At 33.2% G+C, this 17639-nt stretch carries 16 protein-coding genes and 1 tRNA gene; 11 read left to right on the forward strand and 6 right to left on the reverse strand.

Annotated elements, in window-relative coordinates:
* Positions 1-842 precede the first annotated feature (842 nt).
* Both ABWO08_RS00005 and ABWO08_RS00010 read left to right on the forward strand, forming a co-directional pair.
* A complete protein-coding gene (locus tag ABWO08_RS00005; protein ID WP_353082733.1) occupies positions 843-1451 on the forward strand; it encodes a recombinase family protein in 609 nt (202 codons plus the stop codon).
* 2 nt (positions 1452-1453) lie between these two features.
* Positions 1454-1765, forward strand: a complete 312-nt coding sequence (locus tag ABWO08_RS00010) for a hypothetical protein (RefSeq protein WP_353082735.1) — start codon at positions 1454-1456, stop codon at positions 1763-1765.
* Between the two features lie 16 nt (positions 1766-1781).
* On the opposite strand, the gene ABWO08_RS00015 is transcribed toward ABWO08_RS00010, so the two are convergent.
* Positions 1782-2261, reverse strand: coding sequence for a hypothetical protein (locus tag ABWO08_RS00015; protein ID WP_353082737.1), 480 nt, complete (start codon positions 2259-2261; stop codon positions 1782-1784).
* A 130-nt stretch (positions 2262-2391) separates the two neighbouring features.
* Positions 2392-3003 (reverse strand): hypothetical protein, encoded by a 612-nt coding sequence (locus ABWO08_RS00020; RefSeq protein WP_353082739.1) that lies wholly within the window; start codon positions 3001-3003, stop codon positions 2392-2394.
* A 300-nt stretch (positions 3004-3303) separates the two neighbouring features.
* Between ABWO08_RS00020 and ABWO08_RS00025 the strand changes: the two genes are divergently transcribed.
* The 4 genes from ABWO08_RS00025 to ABWO08_RS00040 all read left to right on the forward strand — a co-directional run bounded on the left by ABWO08_RS00025 (position 3304) and on the right by ABWO08_RS00040 (position 7227).
* Positions 3304-3807 carry a hypothetical protein gene (locus ABWO08_RS00025; RefSeq protein WP_353082741.1) on the forward strand — a complete coding sequence of 168 codons (504 nt, stop codon included), beginning with the start codon at positions 3304-3306 and terminating at the stop codon, positions 3805-3807.
* A 170-nt stretch (positions 3808-3977) separates the two neighbouring features.
* Complete coding sequence (locus ABWO08_RS00030; RefSeq protein WP_353082743.1) at positions 3978-5432, forward strand: DNA modification methylase; 1455 nt, start codon at positions 3978-3980, stop codon at positions 5430-5432.
* Between the two features lie 17 nt (positions 5433-5449).
* Positions 5450-5665 (forward strand): hypothetical protein, encoded by a 216-nt coding sequence (locus ABWO08_RS00035; RefSeq protein WP_353082745.1) that lies wholly within the window; start codon positions 5450-5452, stop codon positions 5663-5665.
* A gap of 2 nt (positions 5666-5667) precedes the next feature.
* Complete coding sequence (locus ABWO08_RS00040) at positions 5668-7227, forward strand: recombinase family protein (protein ID WP_353082747.1); 1560 nt, start codon at positions 5668-5670, stop codon at positions 7225-7227.
* Here the strand turns inward: ABWO08_RS00040 and ABWO08_RS00045 are convergent.
* The 3 genes from ABWO08_RS00045 to ABWO08_RS00055 all read right to left on the reverse strand — a co-directional run bounded on the left by ABWO08_RS00045 (position 7193) and on the right by ABWO08_RS00055 (position 10748).
* Positions 7193-7266 (reverse strand) — tRNA-Asn (locus ABWO08_RS00045). The genes ABWO08_RS00040 and ABWO08_RS00045 overlap by 35 nt on opposite strands.
* A 139-nt stretch (positions 7267-7405) precedes the next feature.
* Positions 7406-8749, reverse strand: coding sequence for an RIP metalloprotease RseP (gene rseP / locus ABWO08_RS00050; protein ID WP_353082749.1), 1344 nt, complete (start codon positions 8747-8749; stop codon positions 7406-7408).
* A gap of 76 nt (positions 8750-8825) precedes the next feature.
* Positions 8826-10748, reverse strand: coding sequence for a M1 family metallopeptidase (locus tag ABWO08_RS00055; RefSeq protein WP_353082751.1), 1923 nt, complete (start codon positions 10746-10748; stop codon positions 8826-8828).
* A gap of 176 nt (positions 10749-10924) precedes the next feature.
* Between ABWO08_RS00055 and serS the strand changes: the two genes are divergently transcribed.
* From serS to mgtE, 5 genes are all read left to right on the forward strand, one after another.
* On the forward strand, positions 10925-12196 hold the full coding sequence (gene serS / locus ABWO08_RS00060; protein WP_353082753.1) for a serine--tRNA ligase: 1272 nt from the start codon (positions 10925-10927) through the stop codon (positions 12194-12196).
* 81 nt (positions 12197-12277) lie between these two features.
* Entirely contained in the window at positions 12278-14056 is a 1779-nt protein-coding gene (locus tag ABWO08_RS00065) for a tetratricopeptide repeat protein (RefSeq protein WP_353082755.1), read from the forward strand.
* A gap of 11 nt (positions 14057-14067) precedes the next feature.
* On the forward strand, positions 14068-14391 hold the full coding sequence (locus tag ABWO08_RS00070; protein ID WP_353082757.1) for a DUF4286 family protein: 324 nt from the start codon (positions 14068-14070) through the stop codon (positions 14389-14391).
* 39 nt (positions 14392-14430) lie between these two features.
* On the forward strand, positions 14431-15210 hold the full coding sequence (gene rsmA / locus ABWO08_RS00075) for a 16S rRNA (adenine(1518)-N(6)/adenine(1519)-N(6))-dimethyltransferase RsmA (RefSeq protein WP_353082759.1): 780 nt from the start codon (positions 14431-14433) through the stop codon (positions 15208-15210).
* Positions 15200-16552 carry a magnesium transporter gene (gene mgtE / locus ABWO08_RS00080; protein ID WP_353082761.1) on the forward strand — a complete coding sequence of 451 codons (1353 nt, stop codon included), beginning with the start codon at positions 15200-15202 and terminating at the stop codon, positions 16550-16552. The genes rsmA and mgtE overlap by 11 nt, the downstream gene beginning before the upstream one ends.
* Before the next feature lies 1 nt (position 16553).
* Here mgtE and ABWO08_RS00085 read toward each other — a convergent pair whose 3' ends face one another.
* Positions 16554-17636 carry a hypothetical protein gene (locus tag ABWO08_RS00085; protein ID WP_353082763.1) on the reverse strand — a complete coding sequence of 361 codons (1083 nt, stop codon included), beginning with the start codon at positions 17634-17636 and terminating at the stop codon, positions 16554-16556.
* Positions 17637-17639: the final 3 nt, after the last annotated feature.

The following is a 17639-nucleotide window of genomic DNA, read 5'->3' on the forward strand; positions in this document are numbered from 1 at the left end:
AGTTATAGATGCTTGGTATAACAATAAATATACTAAAGACGAAAAATTAAGTATTCTTGACGAAAAATTACTTTCTCTTGAACAGAAGTTGAAGGAAATTAAGGAAATGAAAAATCAAATAGAAGAGTTCAAGAAAGATGTCCTAAACGATAAGTGCTAACAATAAAAACAAAAAAGGCTATCATTTCTGATAGCCTTTTTCTATTTGCTCCCTCTCTTGGAGAAAGTTATAATTTTAATGAGATGATTAGTTATTCAATACTCTTGAAATCAAGGAGATATATTTTATAAATATTATTTATTTATTAGTTTTTCATTTCTATTTTCTGCTAAGAAAATGGAAAGTTTCTTATTTTTTGCTGGGCTGGGGAGAACAAAGTTTATGTTCTCGCTCAACAATTAAGTTGAACCTGGTTGCTCAACTGATTTCTCAGCCCTACAGAGTTTTTAACGGAATTACCGACTACCAATATCCAACAACGTTCAAGGTAGATTTATAAAATAGATTTCATATTCCCCCACTTCATATCCTCTTCTTCTCGTGGTGGGGTTTGCCGGTCTTTAAGACCCATTATTATCTATTACTATAATAAATATAGTATTATTTGAAAAAGTGTAAATAGAATGATATGTTTAATTCAAATATTCTTTAGTAACATAAAAAAACATAGGACAATTTCTATACAACTAACCTCATCACATTTTTTATAAGGGTTCTGATTTTAGGGTATACCTTTTATTGTGATTCTTCAACAGGTTTAATTTAGCGTTTTTTTAGCATTATTCATAGCGCAAATTCACAATTATAGCTTGTAATTAGCCGTAACCTTAAATTGTGAGATATGAAAGTCCTATATGTTAGAACCAGCACAACAGAACAAAAAACCGACCGCCAAAGAGTAAATGAAAAAGATTACCATCTTGTTATTGAGGATAAGTGTAGTGGTTCAACTGATTTATTTGAAAGAGAGGGTGGCAGAAAATTACTAAAACTCATTGAAAAAGGTGTATTATCCGATTTGTACATTTGGGAAATTGACCGCCTTGGCAGAAATCTTTTATGTATCTTGAATAATATTAAGTTTTTTAACGAGAAAAACATTTGTATTCATTTTGTATCACAGGGATTAAGTACCCTTCAACCGGATGGGTCAGAAAATAATATTACCAAAATGATTATTTCTATTTTAGGGACATTAGCGGAAATGGAGAAAAAGATTTCCCGTGAACGACAATTGGAGGGAATTGCAATAGCAAAACTTAACAAAAAATATACAGGACGAGCTAAAGGAAGTAACGAAGATGTTCTTAAATTTTTATCTAAACCCAAGAACTCCAAGGCCGTAGAGTACATTAAAAAGGGATACAAAAATATCGAGGTAGCTAAAATAGTAGGTGTTCACATTAATACAATTACCAAAATTAGAAAGATTGCTAACCTAATAAAATAGTAATGAATCAGACGACACCTTTATCTAATGTATATGTCATTTTAAACAAAGTGTTGAATACACTTATTCGTAGAAAATTTGGTGAACAATATTCCGTTAGGTTGAATTCCTTATGCTTCATAGCTAATAGAACAGATGTTTGTCGTTTTCAGTATTTTACCGAAAAAATAGGATTAAAAACTAAAAAACCTGTAACTTTTTATGAATTAAATTTGATTAAAGAGTTCCTGTTGTTCTATATTAATTCATTGCTAATATGTATTGACTCTAAAAATTATGTGGAGGTCACCAATATTGAAGGCGTTATAATTTAATATGAGAATAGTAAAATTAAATTATGTCAATTAGATTTTTTGTGCGTTTAATATCCCCAAAAAGTTCAATTTTTGGTTCGTATTTATAATAGAATTCTCTTTCAAAAGCCAATTCAAAATCATATTCTTCTTGTTCTTTTGTTTTGATGACAATATCAAGATATGGGACTATTTTTTTTACCCTTGCTTTAAATTCGTTCTCATTTAATTTTGATTTAGTTTCCATAACGAAAGATAGAACAATAGTTTCTTTGTTTGGAGTAAAATCATAGAACCCATTTGGGTCTAATTTTTGCCACCATTCTCGATTAGTTGGATTTCCGGGCAGAGAGGTTTTTGAATTGGACAACCTCGCGTATAGTTCTGATATTGAATTCACTCGTCTATAAAATGTTTCCGTTGAAAATGTGATTGTTGCAACATACCAATACCTATTTGATTGTTGTGCTCTATACTCATTGAGTAATGACTTTATCCTTTGTTGTAGCTTATTCATAAATTGTAGTAGAGTTATTGGAGTGGGGATAATCCCCCTGACCTGTTTAAGACCAATTTTTAGAGAATGGATAGATTTTACTAGCTTTGTTTTCAAGCAAAAAGTGTCAGTATTCACCCCATTAAAGGCCTTAAAAAGGGAGTTCTATCCCGTTAAGAACACGTAAATGGTGTTGAAAATCTATGATTTGACCATTGTTATCAAACATAACCTCTTCCATTGGAAGAAATGTCATTTGATGAATTTCTAAAGTGTTAACATATTTTTCAAGGTCAGATATTCTTTTTGATGTAAATTGTTTAGTGTTTTCATAATGTATGGAACAGAATTGAATCATCTCATTAACATTGTTGATTAACGTGCCTTTGTCTTCAGATAATTGATAAAAGTGGATGTGTAGGTTTGGATATTTTTTCTTTTTTTCATAACTAACTTCCGGTTTAATAAACGTTGTTTTACCAATTAACTTTGACTTGTTTTCGTCAACAATTTTTTTAATCCCTTTAATATTGTAATAGTTCATAATAGTTTCTTTATTTAGGGGATTGATTGTATCTACAAACGAAATTAATCTTATCGGGAATTGAATTCGACTTTCTTTTATGTTATACTCTTCTAAACAATTGTAGAATAATAATGTGCTTTTACTCTGTTGTGGAAAATCACAATTTACTTCAACCTGATAGAATCCATCATCTAATCTTTTATATTCTAAACCTAATATTGTTTTTAACTTTTTCATATAATACTAATTTACTATAAGTATTTCAGATATCTTAAAAGGTTGTTTTTTCTATAAAAAATTGTAAAATTTTTTTAAACGGGTTTTAGTTTTATTTAAGTCATAATCCCCCCTGTAGGGAAATTTCAAAAGGTAGGCAGGGAGAGGAAAGATACCGAGCGAGGGCAGGGACTAGCCCAAGAGGGGCTTATTGGTAATGGGAGGAGGCATTAAGAAAATTAGGATAACTAAAAAAAATAAAAAAAAACTTGCACAGAATTAAAAAGCGTCGTAACATTGCAAAATAAAATCATATACATTTTGAAACCAATAAAAAATAATAACGGACGTTTAATTTCATTTGATTATGCAAAGGCATTTTCAGGATTAACTCGTTCTGAACTTAATCTTTTAATTGGTTTAATTCAAAATGATTATAATCAATTTATTTCGTCAGATTTAGAGGTAACAATTCCGTCAACTAAAGAATTTATTGAATTTTATGAATATTGGAAATCAAAAGTTGAAGAATTGAAATACCGAGATAATGTTACATACACTCTTTCGGTAGTTAAGAACAGAGAATCATCACCAACAATATTAGCCAAAGTGAAATGGCACTATAAATTAAACGGGAAGATACCTAAATCAAAGTATACAAGTGTCCACATTTGCTCTTTGGGCAAATATTTTAAGGACAAGGAGAGTGTTGACTTGAAAAACACTACATTGATTTATGACGCAGAAAACAAAATATGGGAATACCTTAATAGAGTATCTCCAATAGAGTTAATGAAGATAACAGGAGAAATATACACCCTGTAATTTTTTTTTGCTCAAAATGTATATGATTTTTTTATCATATACAATGTTCTTTGACATATTGAATAAATAATTTAAGATGCGTTGGTCATCTATAAAAACAAACCGCAATACAAACTGCGTAGTTAAACACGTTTATAACCTATCGTAAAGGTTCATAAAAACTTAAAATTATGAACTTAAACAATTTATCGCGCGTAGAATACGTTGCACCGAAATCTATAAATAGAAATAATGAATTAGGTAATCTTTACAAAATACCATCTAATTATGAGATGATTAGAGATAACATTTCAAAAATGGGTATTATTACCCCCCTTATCGTTAATTCCTATAATAATACTATTGTATCAGGAAATTTACGACATATAATTGCACTTGAGTTAGGCCTTACTTTAATACCTGTATTTTTTGTTAATTTAACAGGAGATATGACTTTGGTGTCATTATCATCTAATGTACAAAGAGAGAAATCTTCATTAGATAAGTACAGAGAAATGCAGTTATTCAAAACTATATTCCCTGTTAAGAAAGGCGATAGAACTGATTTGATTCCTGAACTTAAAGAACTCAAAGCGGAAAGAGACATTGCACTTTCGCCTATTAGTACAGACACAAAAAACAAACTAAATTCAATTGGTTTAATGTGTAAGGATTTATTTCCTGACGACCCGGCAAAATTGGAAGGCTTCTTTAATGAAATAGACAACGGGAAATCATCCTTAAATAAGGTTTACAAAAAAGTACAAAATCTTGTTATTAAAAGTAAATGTAAATCAGAGGTTGAGGGTGGTGATTACAAAAATGGTTCAGTGACCATTTATAATAAGTCGTCAGAGACGATGGAGGAGTTAAATAATAGCTCTGTTAGCGTAAGCATATCATCACCACCATATTGGGCTATGAAGTTGTATCAATTGGATTCTAATCAATTGGGTCAGGAACGCTCCGTTGAAGAGTATATTAATAACCTTAAAAAGCACTATTCAGAGGTTTTTAGAGTATTAAAAAATGATGGTAGCTTATTTGTCAATATAAACGATTGTGTAAAGGATGGAGCATATCAATTAGTTCCTCAACGTTTTGTTTTAATGATGGTTTCAATTGGTTTTGTCCTGAATGATGATTTTCAGTGGCTTAAGCAGAATCCGAGACCAACCGGTGGTAAAAGAAGTGTAAGAAGACACGAGCCAATTTTTCACTTTGTGAAATCAAAGGACTTCTACTATAACGAGGAGTGGTTAAAACAAAGTACAGATGAAACAAATTCATTTACTATTGGAACAACCAAAGAATGTCCAAAACTCACCTCTTCTTTAGATTTTTATGGAGGGGTTTTGAAAACAGGTGTTGCATCAACAAGAGAGTTGAAAGCAAAATGTGAAGAAGAGGGCGTGATGTTAGACCATCAAGCCACTTTCCCAATAGACGTACCTATGATGTGCCTATTGATGACTTCAAGACCTAATGACTTAATTTTGGATAACTTCAACGGCACTTCAGTTACCGGTTCTGCTGTTATGAATTTGGGTGAAGGTAGACGTTTCGTAGGTTATGAACCATCACCGGAGTATATGGTTGCTTCTAAAATGAGATTGTCAGAATATGATTTAAGTAATGTAGCATAAAGATAAAATAGACAATTATGATATCAAATACAGAACTTAAAAAACAATTGAAAAAAGACGGGTTGAATTTGGATGATAATCAACTAAACTCAATCCGAACCTTTTTGGTACAGATGGCAACTATTGAATACAATCAATATAGAGAACAAAAAAGCAAAGTTCAAAATTGCCAATCAAATGGTATTATTGAACTTAGCCTTAATAGAGAAGAATTAAACCTTAACATCGCTTAAATATGAAAAATGTAATTATATACTCCCGTGTTTCAACGGATGAACAGGCTCAACAAGGATATTCTTTAGAATATCAAGAAGAGGTTATAACAAGATATTCTCAACACAAAGGATATAATATTGTAAAAAAATTCAGAGAAGATAAATCCGCTAAAAATTTTAACCGCCCTGAATGGATAAAAATTATAGCAATGATTCAAGAGAGGAAGAGAAAATCAGATTCAATTGATGCTATTGTTTTTCTTCGTCCTGATAGATTCTCTCGTGATATGGTATTATCCTTTCTTGAGATTGCTAAACTTTCAAAAATAGGTTGTGACGTTGAATTTATGGAAGGAGATATTGACGTTTCTAATCCTGAAGCATTACTACTTCAAGCCATTGGATTCGCTCTGCCAGAGGTTGAAAATCGCAAAATATCTAAACGTTCTAAAGAGGGTTCACATAAAGCTCGCAAAAATGGGTGTTTTACAGGAACTGCTCCAAGAGGATATAAATGTGTCAGATTAGGAAAGGATGCGACTTTAGAGTTTAGTCAGGATGCGGACTTAATTCGTCAAGCATTTGAAAAAATGGCATCAGGACTTTATACAGCCGATGAAGTGAGACGTTGGTTGAATGGACAGGGAATGAAAATGTGTAAAAATCAATTTCCAAACATAATCAGAAATCTGACATACTCCGGTAAAATTTTAGTAAGAGCATTAGGGAATGAACCGGAGCAAATAGTTCAGGGACTTCATCCTGCTCTTATTACCGAAGAATTGTTTGCCAAGGCAAATGATGTATTAAGTGGGAGAAAAAGAAATATGGACTTTAAGAGTGATAAGATAAATTTATATCCTCTTAAAGGGCATTTGTGCTGTCCTAATCACGGAAGAACATTATCTGCTTATGCTTCAACAGGGAGGAGTGGAAATAAGTTTCACTACTACATCTGCACCAAACCCCACGTTAAGTGTGATAGATATCCAATTGAAGATGTTCATAATCAAGTGGAGAGAATCTTATCAAGCATTCAATTGTCAGCTCAATTGATGTCTACCTACCGAACCACATTGGAAGGGTTGTTTGAGAATGATGATTTGAATAGAAAAAAGAACATCCAAAAGTCATTAGATGAAGTTGAACGATTAAATAGAAGAAAGACATTTATTGAAGAACAATATATGGATGGAGAACTACCGGCACAAGAGTATCAAGACCTTAAAAATAACATCAATACTCGTTTATTTAATGAAAAAAGTAAACTACAAGAACAACAAGAATTCCTGTCACCATTCAGGGAATATTTGGACAATCAAGTTCCTATGTTAGAAGATTTGGTTGGGTTCTATAAATCTGTAGACGGGAGAACTAAAAATAAAATTCTTGGCTGCATCTTTTCAGAAAAGTTATACCTTGAAGAAAAAAAAGTTGCAACCCCAAAATTCACAACTCCAATAGAACTTCTTCTCAATGCCAGTAAGGTTTTGCAAAATTGTAGAAATAAAAAAGAGGTCAAAAATGACCTCTTTTTACAATTAGCTCCCCCTCTTGGGCTCGAACCAAGGACCCTCTGATTAACAGTCAGATGCTCTAACCAACTGAGCTAAGGAGGAAACTGTATTTTTAATTTTTTTAAGAACTTTTTTGTGGCTTTACCTAAATAATAGTACTACTAATTGCGGGTTAAGCGGTTGCAAATATAAAGCGATTTTTATTTTTTGCAAACAAAAAGAGATAATTTTTTATTTTTTTTTAATTACCTACAATTGCTTTGTAAATATCGTTTCCGTTTGCAAATAAAACCAAAGTTATAAGCAGTATAAACCCAACCATTTGAGCGCGCTCTAAGAACTTATCGCTTGGCTTTTTACCCGATATCATTTCGTATAATAAAAACATTACATGGCCACCATCTAATGCCGGAATTGGCAATAAATTCATTACTCCAAGCATGATAGAAAGTAACGCAGTTATATTCCAAAAGGCAAACCAGCTCCAAGTAGATGGAAAAATGCTGAAAATCGCTCCAAAGCCACCTACGCCTTTATAAGCACCGGTACTTGGTGTGAAAATAGCTTTCAATTGCTTTCCGTAACTTGCCAATTCATCAACTCCTCTTGTTAATCCAACCGGAATCGATTCGAAGAAACCAAATTCTTGTTTGTTTATTTTATACAATCCTAGTTTTTCTAAATTGTCATACGGTAAAATGGCTTGTTGCAAATACAATTTACCATCCTTGTTTACATTTAAAGTTACAGCTACTTCCTGGCCGTCTCTTTTTATGATTGCAGGAACTGTTTTTCCTTTAAAATTTTGAAAAATAGCAATAGCTTCGTCGGCATAAGTAATCTTTTGCCCGTTGCAACTGATGATAATATCTTTTGGGTTTAATACTTCTTTGTTTGGAGATTCGTTAGGAACAATACCAACAACATAGGGCATTCTTAAGTTTACAAGCATTCCACGTTGTGATTTCATTAATTGATCAATGAAATTTTCGGGCAATTTAATTTTAATTTCTTCGCCTGCACGGTTTAATACAACTTCTTTAGCAAGGAATAATTCTTTATTTACATCTTCAAATTTGGCTACTTTATTTCCGTCTATAGAAGCAATTTTGTCTCCCGTTTTGAATCCAAGTTTTTCAACCGTTGGGTTGTTTACCCAAATTCCATCTTTTACATTTTCATTAGCAATATACTGCTCACCATAAAAGAAGGTCATCCCAATATAAATGATAAAAGCCAAGATAAAGTTTACCGTAACGCCACCCAACATGATAATTAAACGCTGCCAAGCTGGCTTAGAACGAAATTCCCAAGGTTGCGGTTCGCCTTGCATTTGATCGGTGTCCATGCTTTCATCAATCATTCCGGCAATTTTCACATATCCTCCAAGTGGCAACCAGCCAATACCGTATTCGGTTTCGCCAATTTTCTTTTTCAATAATGAAAATTTCACATCAAAGAAAAGGTAGAATTTTTCTACACGAGTTTTAAATAATTTAGAAGGGATAAAATGTCCTAATTCGTGAAGAACAATAAGTATTGAAAGGCTCAGTAAGAACTGAGAAAGTTTAATTGCAAATTCCATTTTTGTGATTCAAAATTGTTATAAAAAGCAAAAGTAAGGTTTTCACCTTACTTTTTACTATATATATTGTTTGGGATTAATTTTTTATAATTTTTTTATGAAATTCTCCTTCCGAGGTTTGAATTGTCACAGCATAAACTCCAGAAGATAAAGTGTTTAAAGAAAATTCTGAATTGCTGTTTTCTAATACCAATTGCCCCAAATTATTATAAATTGAAACTTTTTCAAGTAAAACCGAACTCGGTAATTGCACATGCAGTTCATCTTTCACCGGATTTGGATACAATGCAATGGCTTTTTCTAATTCAAAAGTTTCATTTCCTAAAGTTATAGAATTATTCATAGAAATTAAATGCTTATCAGGGTCGAATACTACGCTGGTGATAGGAAAATTAACAGGCAAAATAAACACTTCACCGTTTACAATGTTGTTTAAAACTAAATCCTGTACTTGCCCAGAGGCCCCTTGAATTCTAACAGGGACAGGCATTTCAAAATAACTTACAGACGAATGCGATTGCGTTTGATTCACCGTAAAACGAGCTTGTCCTGCTCCCCAGTTTTGTGCCGTGATCGTATAAGTTGGGTAACCTTGGTTGTATACCCAATCATTAAAAAACTCGGTTAAACTACTTCCATAAACTGCCTCTAAATGCGATTTTAAATTGGCAGTAACTGCATATCCAAAGGCTAAACTTGGATCGGCAAGGTAATTTTTTAAGGCTTGAAAAAAGGCAGTATCGCCCATTTTAAAACGCAACATTTCCAACACCATCGCTCCTTTATTGTAGCTCAATCTGCTACTGAAAATACGGTTAACACTGGTAGCTTCAGTATCTGTTAAATAAACTGCACCTGTTAGTTGTAAGGTAATATTATTTATCATATTGGTTTTGTCTGTCACAAACGCCGCATTTCCATCAAAATTTTCTATAACCAAAGAAGCTAAATAAGTAGCAAATCCTTCATTTAACCAAATGTCTTTCCAGGTACCACAAGTAATTTTATCACCAAACCATTGGTGACCCAATTCATGGGCAATTAAACTTCGACTAAAATTATTCATAAATGAAACTGTAGTATGTTCCATTCCGCCTCCCCATCCAAACTGGGCATGACCATATTTTTCATTATGAAAGGGATAGATTTCAAATAAATTAGTAAATAAATCCATGATTAATGGAGTTTGATTCAACTGAGTTTGAACAACCGGAGTGAAATTTTCTGGATATATGTAATTTACAATCGGGAAAATATTAGGAGCGGTTCCAGCTGTTTGTGAATAAACGGTATAATCAGTTATTGCAATACAAATTAAATAAGCCGGAATAGGATATCCATGACGAAAATGAGTTGTTTTATTTACGCCATTAATAACAGGAGCTTCAGGTTCTACCCCGTTAGATACAGAAACATATTGGGATGGAGCAGTAATATAAACATCTATAGAATTAATTTTATCATTCAAATCTTGTTTGCACGGCCACCAATCTCTTGCTCCAAAAGGTTCAGATAATGTCCATAATACAGGAGTGTTATTATGCACTGTAGCTGCAAATGATCCGAAACCGCCACTTGGAGGCGCCCCCGAATAAATAATTTCCAATGTAGCAGCTGTACCGCTTGCTTGTGTACCAGGAAGTGTAATTACTAATTCGTTAGCTCCATTTTCTGAAAAGGTTAAATTTATTCCGTTTTTCTTAACAGAAGTAACGGTTAACTCATTTGCCATGTCAAAATAAATCGTATTCATATTGGCCAATGCAGTATAGGTTGTAGTGACTTTCCCCGAAATAAAATAAACAGCTGGATCTACTGTAAATTCCAGTTTATGATAGGTAACATCATAGTTTTGAGTATCTGGATTGGGAACAAATTGCATCAAGCTGCTTGCATTTCTCATTTCTGCAGAAGCTATTTTACATAGCGATTCTAATTCGTGTTGAGCAATAGCTGTTGTAATTGAAAAATAAAAAAGAAGAAGTAGTAATTTTTTCATAAAAGGGAAACATTTCTGCTAATATAATGACAATTATTATTTTCTACAACTTTGATTTTGTTAAAATTTATTTAAACACCTGAATTATAAATAGTTATTATGAAATCAAACTTTATTATATTATTCTTAATTTAGAAAGCAATTTCTTAAATTTGCAACTCATTAAAATTTAAGTCATGTTACAGATAGCGGTTATTAGAGAAAATAAAGAGAAAGTTATTGCAGCTTTAGCTAAAAAAAATATGGATGCCAAAGCTATAGTTGAAACTATAATTCAGCTAGATGAAAATCGTAGAGCGGCACAAGTAGAATTAGACAATACTTTATCAGAATCTAATAAGTTATCCAAAGACATAGGCGCATTAATGAAAAACGGCGAAAAAGCAAAAGCCGAAATATTAAAACAAAAAACAGTTCAATTAAGAGATCAAGGAAAAGCTATTTCTGAGAAAATTGAAGTTTACGCTGCCGATTTACTTGAAAAAATGTACTTGCTTCCCAATCTTCCAGCCGATATTGTTCCTGTAGGAAAAACAGCTGAAGAAAACCTTAATGTTTTTGAGGAAGGCGCTGTGCCAAAATTGCACCAAGACGCATTGCCTCACTGGGAGCTGGTAAAAAAATATGACATTATTGATTTCGAATTGGGAGTTAAAATCACAGGTGCAGGATTTCCGGTTTACAAAGGAAAAGGAGCCAAATTACAGCGTGCTTTGATCTCTTATTTTTTAGATAAAAATACCGATGCGGGTTATTTTGAATACCAAGTTCCGCATTTAGTAAACGAAGCTTCGGCATATGGAACTGGTCAATTGCCCGATAAAGAAGGGCAAATGTACCACGATGCTACTGATGATTTGTATTTAATTCCAACGGCTGAGGTTCCGGTAACAAATATCTTTAGAGATGTTATTTTCACCGAAAACGAATTGCCAGTAAAATGCACCGGATATACACCATGTTTCAGAAGAGAGGCAGGTTCTTATGGCGCTCATGTTCGTGGATTGAATCGTTTACACCAATTTGATAAAGTAGAAATTGTACGCGTGGAGCATCCAGATAAATCTTATGAAGCATTGGATGAAATGGTAGAGCATGTAAAAAACATCCTTAGAGAATTGCAATTGCCTTACAGAGTTTTGCGTCTTTGCGGAGGCGATATGGGATTTGCTTCGGCGTTAACGTATGATTTTGAAGTGTATTCTACCGCGCAAGAAAGATGGTTGGAAATTTCTTCAGTTTCTAATTTTGAAACCTATCAAGCCAATCGTTTAAAATTACGCTACAAAGATAAAGACGGAAAAAATCAATTGGCGCATACCTTAAACGGAAGCTCGTTAGCGCTACCTAGAGTATTGGCCGGAATATTAGAAAATTTCCAAACTCCAGACGGAATTGTAATTCCAGAAGTGTTGCGCAAGTATACTGGATTTGATATTATTAACTAATTGTTAATCTTAGTAATAGGATGTACTAAATAAACACAAATTGGTTTACTTTAGTACATTCTTTATTTAATTCCCTTACGAATGAAAAAAGCATTTTTTCTTTTTTGCTCGCTCTTTTTTTCGCTGCTGGTTTGGTCGCAATCCGAACAGTTGGCGCAAAATTATATGGACCGTGGCGAATTTGAAAAAGCTCAAATTGCTTATGAAGAATTACTAAAAGCACAGCCTGGTAATTTTAACTTCTTTCAAAAAACCATCGAATGCTACCAACAATTACAGCAATTTGCCAAGGCAGAAAATGCCATTCAGGATCGAATTGATAAATACAAGCAAGGAAATTATTTAGTGGAATTAGGGTATAATTATCAGCTTCAAAAAAATACCGAAAAAGCTAAAAAATATTACGAGCAAGCGCTAGAGAAAATAAAAAAGGTACCCAACGAAGTTTATTTAATCGCCAATACTTTTGAAAAAAAGGCACTGGTAGATTATGCGCTTCAGGCGTATCAAACGGGATTGAGTGTGCAGCCCAATTTCAATTTTAATTATCAAATGGCAGTGCTTTACGGTCAGAAAGGCGATACAGAGAGCATGATTGAAATGTACTTACTGGAATCCTATAAAACACCACAAAATATTGTGCCGATTCAGTTTCAGTTGTCTCGATTTATTCAAGAAGACAGTAAAGAAATCTTTAACGAAACCTTAAAAAAAGCGTTATTAATTCGGATTCAAAAAACACAAGATATTTTTTGGAATGAATATTTGAGTTGGTTTTATGTGCAAATGAAAGAATATGGAAAAGCATTTATTCAGCAAAAAGCCATTTACAAACGCAACCCCGAATCGTTTTCAAATATTGTAAACCTTGCCCAACTCGCTATTGAAGAAAAGGATACCGAAACGGCTAAAGAAATTTTCAATTTCATATTAGTAAATACAAAAGATTTAGATCTTCAAATTAAATGCAATGCGTATTTGATGGAGCTAAAAATTAGCAAAGCAGCGCCTCAAGAATATCCAGCCATTTTACAAGAAATAAATACTTTATTGAAACAATTTGGCGAAAGTCCTTATACCTTATCACTTTTAAAATTGAAAGCCCATTTTGTGACTTTTAATTTGAAAGACGCCGAAAAAGGGAAAGCCATTTTGAAAAACGTTTTGGAAATGCCAATCAACAGAGACCAAACTGCTGAAGTAAAAATGGAGTTGGCCGACATGTTGTTATTTGAAGAAAAATTCAATCAAGCATTAATTTATTATTCCCAAATAGAATCGGATGCAAATAACAGTCCGATTGGGCAAGAAGCCAACTTGAAGATTGCTAAAACTAGTTATTACAAAGGTGATTTTAAATGGGCCAACCACCAGCTAGAAGTGCTAAAATCAGCTTCCACACAATTGATTGCCAATGATGCTTTGGATTTATTTTTATTAATTTCGGATAACACTGTAGAAGATTCTACCCAAGTGGCCTTGAAGAAATTTTCGCGTGCGGATTATTTATTATTTCAAGATAAAAAACAAGATGCTTTGGCAGCATTTCAAGCGATATTAAAAGAAAATAAAGGAGATGCAATTGAGCCGGTAACGCTATTACGAATTGGTAAAATTTATGAAACTTTAGGCGATACCGCTTCGGCTTTGGCCAATTACAAACAAATAGTTGACAATTTTAAAGAGTGCATTTACATTGACGAAGCCTTGTTTTTTTCGGCCGAGATTTACTTTCAATTAAATGATGCAGTAATGGCTCAGCCACTTTATGAGGACATAATTACCAACCACGAAGACAGTATTTATTATGTATTGGCTCAGAAGAAATACAGAAAACTTCGGGGAGATAAAGAAATTTAATAAAATAGACCATGATATTATATAATGTAACTAGTAATATTGATACTTCTATTCAAAACCAATGGTTGAAATGGATGCAAGAAAAACACATTCCAGAACTATTAGCAACTGGAAAATTTACTTCGGCTCGATTAGTAAAAGTGCTTGTTGAAGAAGAGATGGGCGGGGTGACTTATGCCGTTCAATATACTACAGACAGCAAAGAAACTTTGCAACGCTATTATGATGAAGATGCGCCTAAATTAAGAGCTGAAGCATTGGCTTTATTTGGAGATAAAGTACTAGCATTTCGAACAGAACTGGAGTTTGTGTCGGAATTTTTTCAATCGAATTAATAATAAATAAGTGAGATTGCTTCGTGCCTCGCAATGACTATGGATAAAGTAAAAGCAAAAAAACACCTCGGACAACATTTTTTAATAGACGAATCTATTGCCAAGGCAATTGCGGATACTTTGAATTTGGAAGGATACGAATCGGTATTAGAAATTGGACCCGGAATGGGCGTATTGACAAAATACCTTATTGAAAAACCAATTACTACCTACGCCATAGAAATAGACACCGAATCGGTGGTTTATTTACAGCAAAATTATCCCGCATTACGAGATAAAATTATCTCTAAAGATTTTTTAAAATTTGATTTAAATGAAATTTTCAATGGGAATCAATTTGCCATTATTGGAAATTTCCCATATAATATTTCGACTCAAATTGTATTTCGAGTCATAGAATATCGCGCTCAAATTCCGGAGTTTTCGGGCATGTTTCAAAAAGAAGTTGCCGAACGTATTTGTTCTAAAAAGGGAAGCAAAGTGTATGGAATTTTGTCGGTATTGGCTCAGGCATTTTATGAAGTAGAGTATTTATTTACGGTGGATGAGAATGTATTTAATCCGCCGCCAAAGGTAAAATCGGGGGTGATGCGCATGCGCAGAAAAGAAAATTACACCTTGCCATGTAGTGAAAAAATGCTTTTTAAAGTGGTAAAAATGGCTTTTCAACAACGCAGAAAAACCATGCGAAATAGTTTAAAATCATTAAATTTGTCCGATAATTTAAGAGAAGATAGTATCTTTGACCTTCGTCCAGAGCAATTATCTGTAGAACAATTTATAGAACTAACCCAAAAAATAGAGGCCAATGCAGTTTAAAATCAGCAAAGAACTGTTAGTTCAAATCGAGCAACTTATTCATCAAAAAAACGACCAGGAATTGGAAGTTTTATTGAATGACTTGCACCATGCTGATATTGCCGAAATTTTTGCCGAGTTAGAAATTGAAGAAGCTACCTATATTTTTAAAATATTAGATAGTGAAATTACTGCCGAAATTCTTCCAGAATTGGAGGAAGATATTCGTGAAAAAATACTACAAGGACTTTCTGCAAAAGAAATTGCAGAAGAGTTAGATGAATTAGATACCGATGATGCTGCCGATATTATTTCGGAACTTTCCCAAAGTAAAAAAGAAGAGGTAATCTCCGAGCTGGAAGATGTAGAACACGCCAAAGACATTGTAGATTTATTGCGCTATAATGAAGATGAGGCAGGAGGATTGATGGGGAAGGAATTAGTGAAAGTTAATGAAAATTGGAACGTGCTTACTTGTGTTAAAGAGATGCGTATTCAAGCTGAGCATGTAACTCGAGTACATTCGATTTATGTGGTTGATGATGAAAACAGATTGAAAGGCCGATTGTCTTTAAAAGACCTTTTAACGACTTCTACCAAAACCATGATTAGTGCAGTTTACATTAAGAAAGTAGATTATGTAAAAGTAGATACGCCTAATGTAGAAGTGGCCAGAATCATGCAAAAATACGACTTGGAGGCCATTCCAGTTGTTGATGAATTAGGACGCTTAGTGGGAAGAATTACCATTGATGACATCGTTGATGTGATTAAAGAAGAAGCTGACAAAGATTACCAATTAGCTGCGGGTATCTCTCAAGATGTTGAAGCTGATGACAGTATACTTGAACTTACAAAAGCGCGTTTGCCTTGGTTGGTATTAGCACTATTAGGCGGTTTTATTAGCGTAAAAATGTTAGGCTTATTTGAAGGAGCCATGGCAAAACACGGAGAATTATTTTTCTTTACTCCGTTAATTGCTGCAATGGCAGGTAATGTTGGCGTTCAATCTTCTGCAATTATTGTTCAAGGTTTAGCCAATCATTCTATTAGCGGATCTATCTTTAATAGGTTATTAAAGGAAATAAGCTTGAGTTTATTAAATGGATCATTGCTAGCAATCATTTTGTTTGTTGGAAGTCATTTTTTATTGGATGTTAACCCAAAAATAGGAATGATTGTAACTATTGCTCTAATTTCTGTAATTATTATTGCTTCTTTATTAGGAACTTTTATTCCGCTTATTTTAAATAAATTTGGAATAGACCCCGCGCTTGCTACCGGTCCTTTTATTACTACAAGTAATGATATTTGCGGAATTTTGATTTACTTTTCAATCGCAAAATTGATTCTTGGATTCTAATTTAAAAAGAATTAATCCAATCTTGAATTAATTGTACTCCCAAATCATGTCGAACTGTTCTGCCAAGAGGAGGCATCATGTAGAAATTATCTGTTTCTGTTTGAACACGATAAAATAATATGGATTGTCCTATATTTCCAGGTTGTACAATTCTCCCATTATAGCCAGCTAAATAATGCTGAGCAGCAACTCCAAGACCCATTTGTGTTGGATCGGATGTTTGGTCAAAACTAAATCTTAAATCAAATACATCGGCTTCGCCTCCATCAAAATGACAGTGTGCACAATTTATGTCAAAATAAGAACGCACTCTTAAATCTAATGGTTTTGTAGTGTCTTTATAATCTACAACAGAAACAATTTGAGCAGGTAAATTATTTTCTAAATAACCAAATTCGATCCACTTACTCAATTGATTTTTTGAACCTTCTGTAAAATTATAATTGCTATTTAAATTTTGAGGTTTTATACCTAAAGGGAATCGCACACCGTTAGTAAAACCATGGCATCTTTTACAATCGGTAACTGTAGATGGAATTTTATAGTTTATAGTTCTTAAATTATTAAACTCGTCGGTCCAGGTGATGGAAGTTTGAGAACCTTGATTTTGCAAATACGCTTCCGTTTGTTGGTCATTCCAAACATATTCTGCAAAAATCCATCCAGTTTCTTTTTTAATCATTAATCTGGTTTCAATGATTCGGGTTGTATTGTTAGGAGCAACATGATTGTAGTAGAACATTTTAATAACTACCGATCCAATAGGTAAATTCAAAATAGTTGCATCACCTTGATAAGTCGCTTTTAAACCATTTGGAAACCAAACAAATCGTTTTTTTTCAGCATAATCTGTAAATAGTTCACTTGTTGGTTTATAAGGCAAAACGCCATAGGAAGGAGTCATGTTTTTTAATTCTCCTTCAAAAAACTTATAGTCTGATAATTTTGGATAGGGTACTTGGGTTAAGTCTACCACAACTGGAGATGTGGGTACATCAACATAATTGTCATCTGAACTACAAGAAAAAAGAATCGAAGTAACTCCGAAAGAAAGTAAAAACAGGATTCTTCTTAAATGTTTCATTTG

This window comes from Flavobacterium sp., assembly GCF_040383245.1.
Taxonomy (GTDB): Bacteria; Bacteroidota; Bacteroidia; order Flavobacteriales; family Flavobacteriaceae; genus Flavobacterium.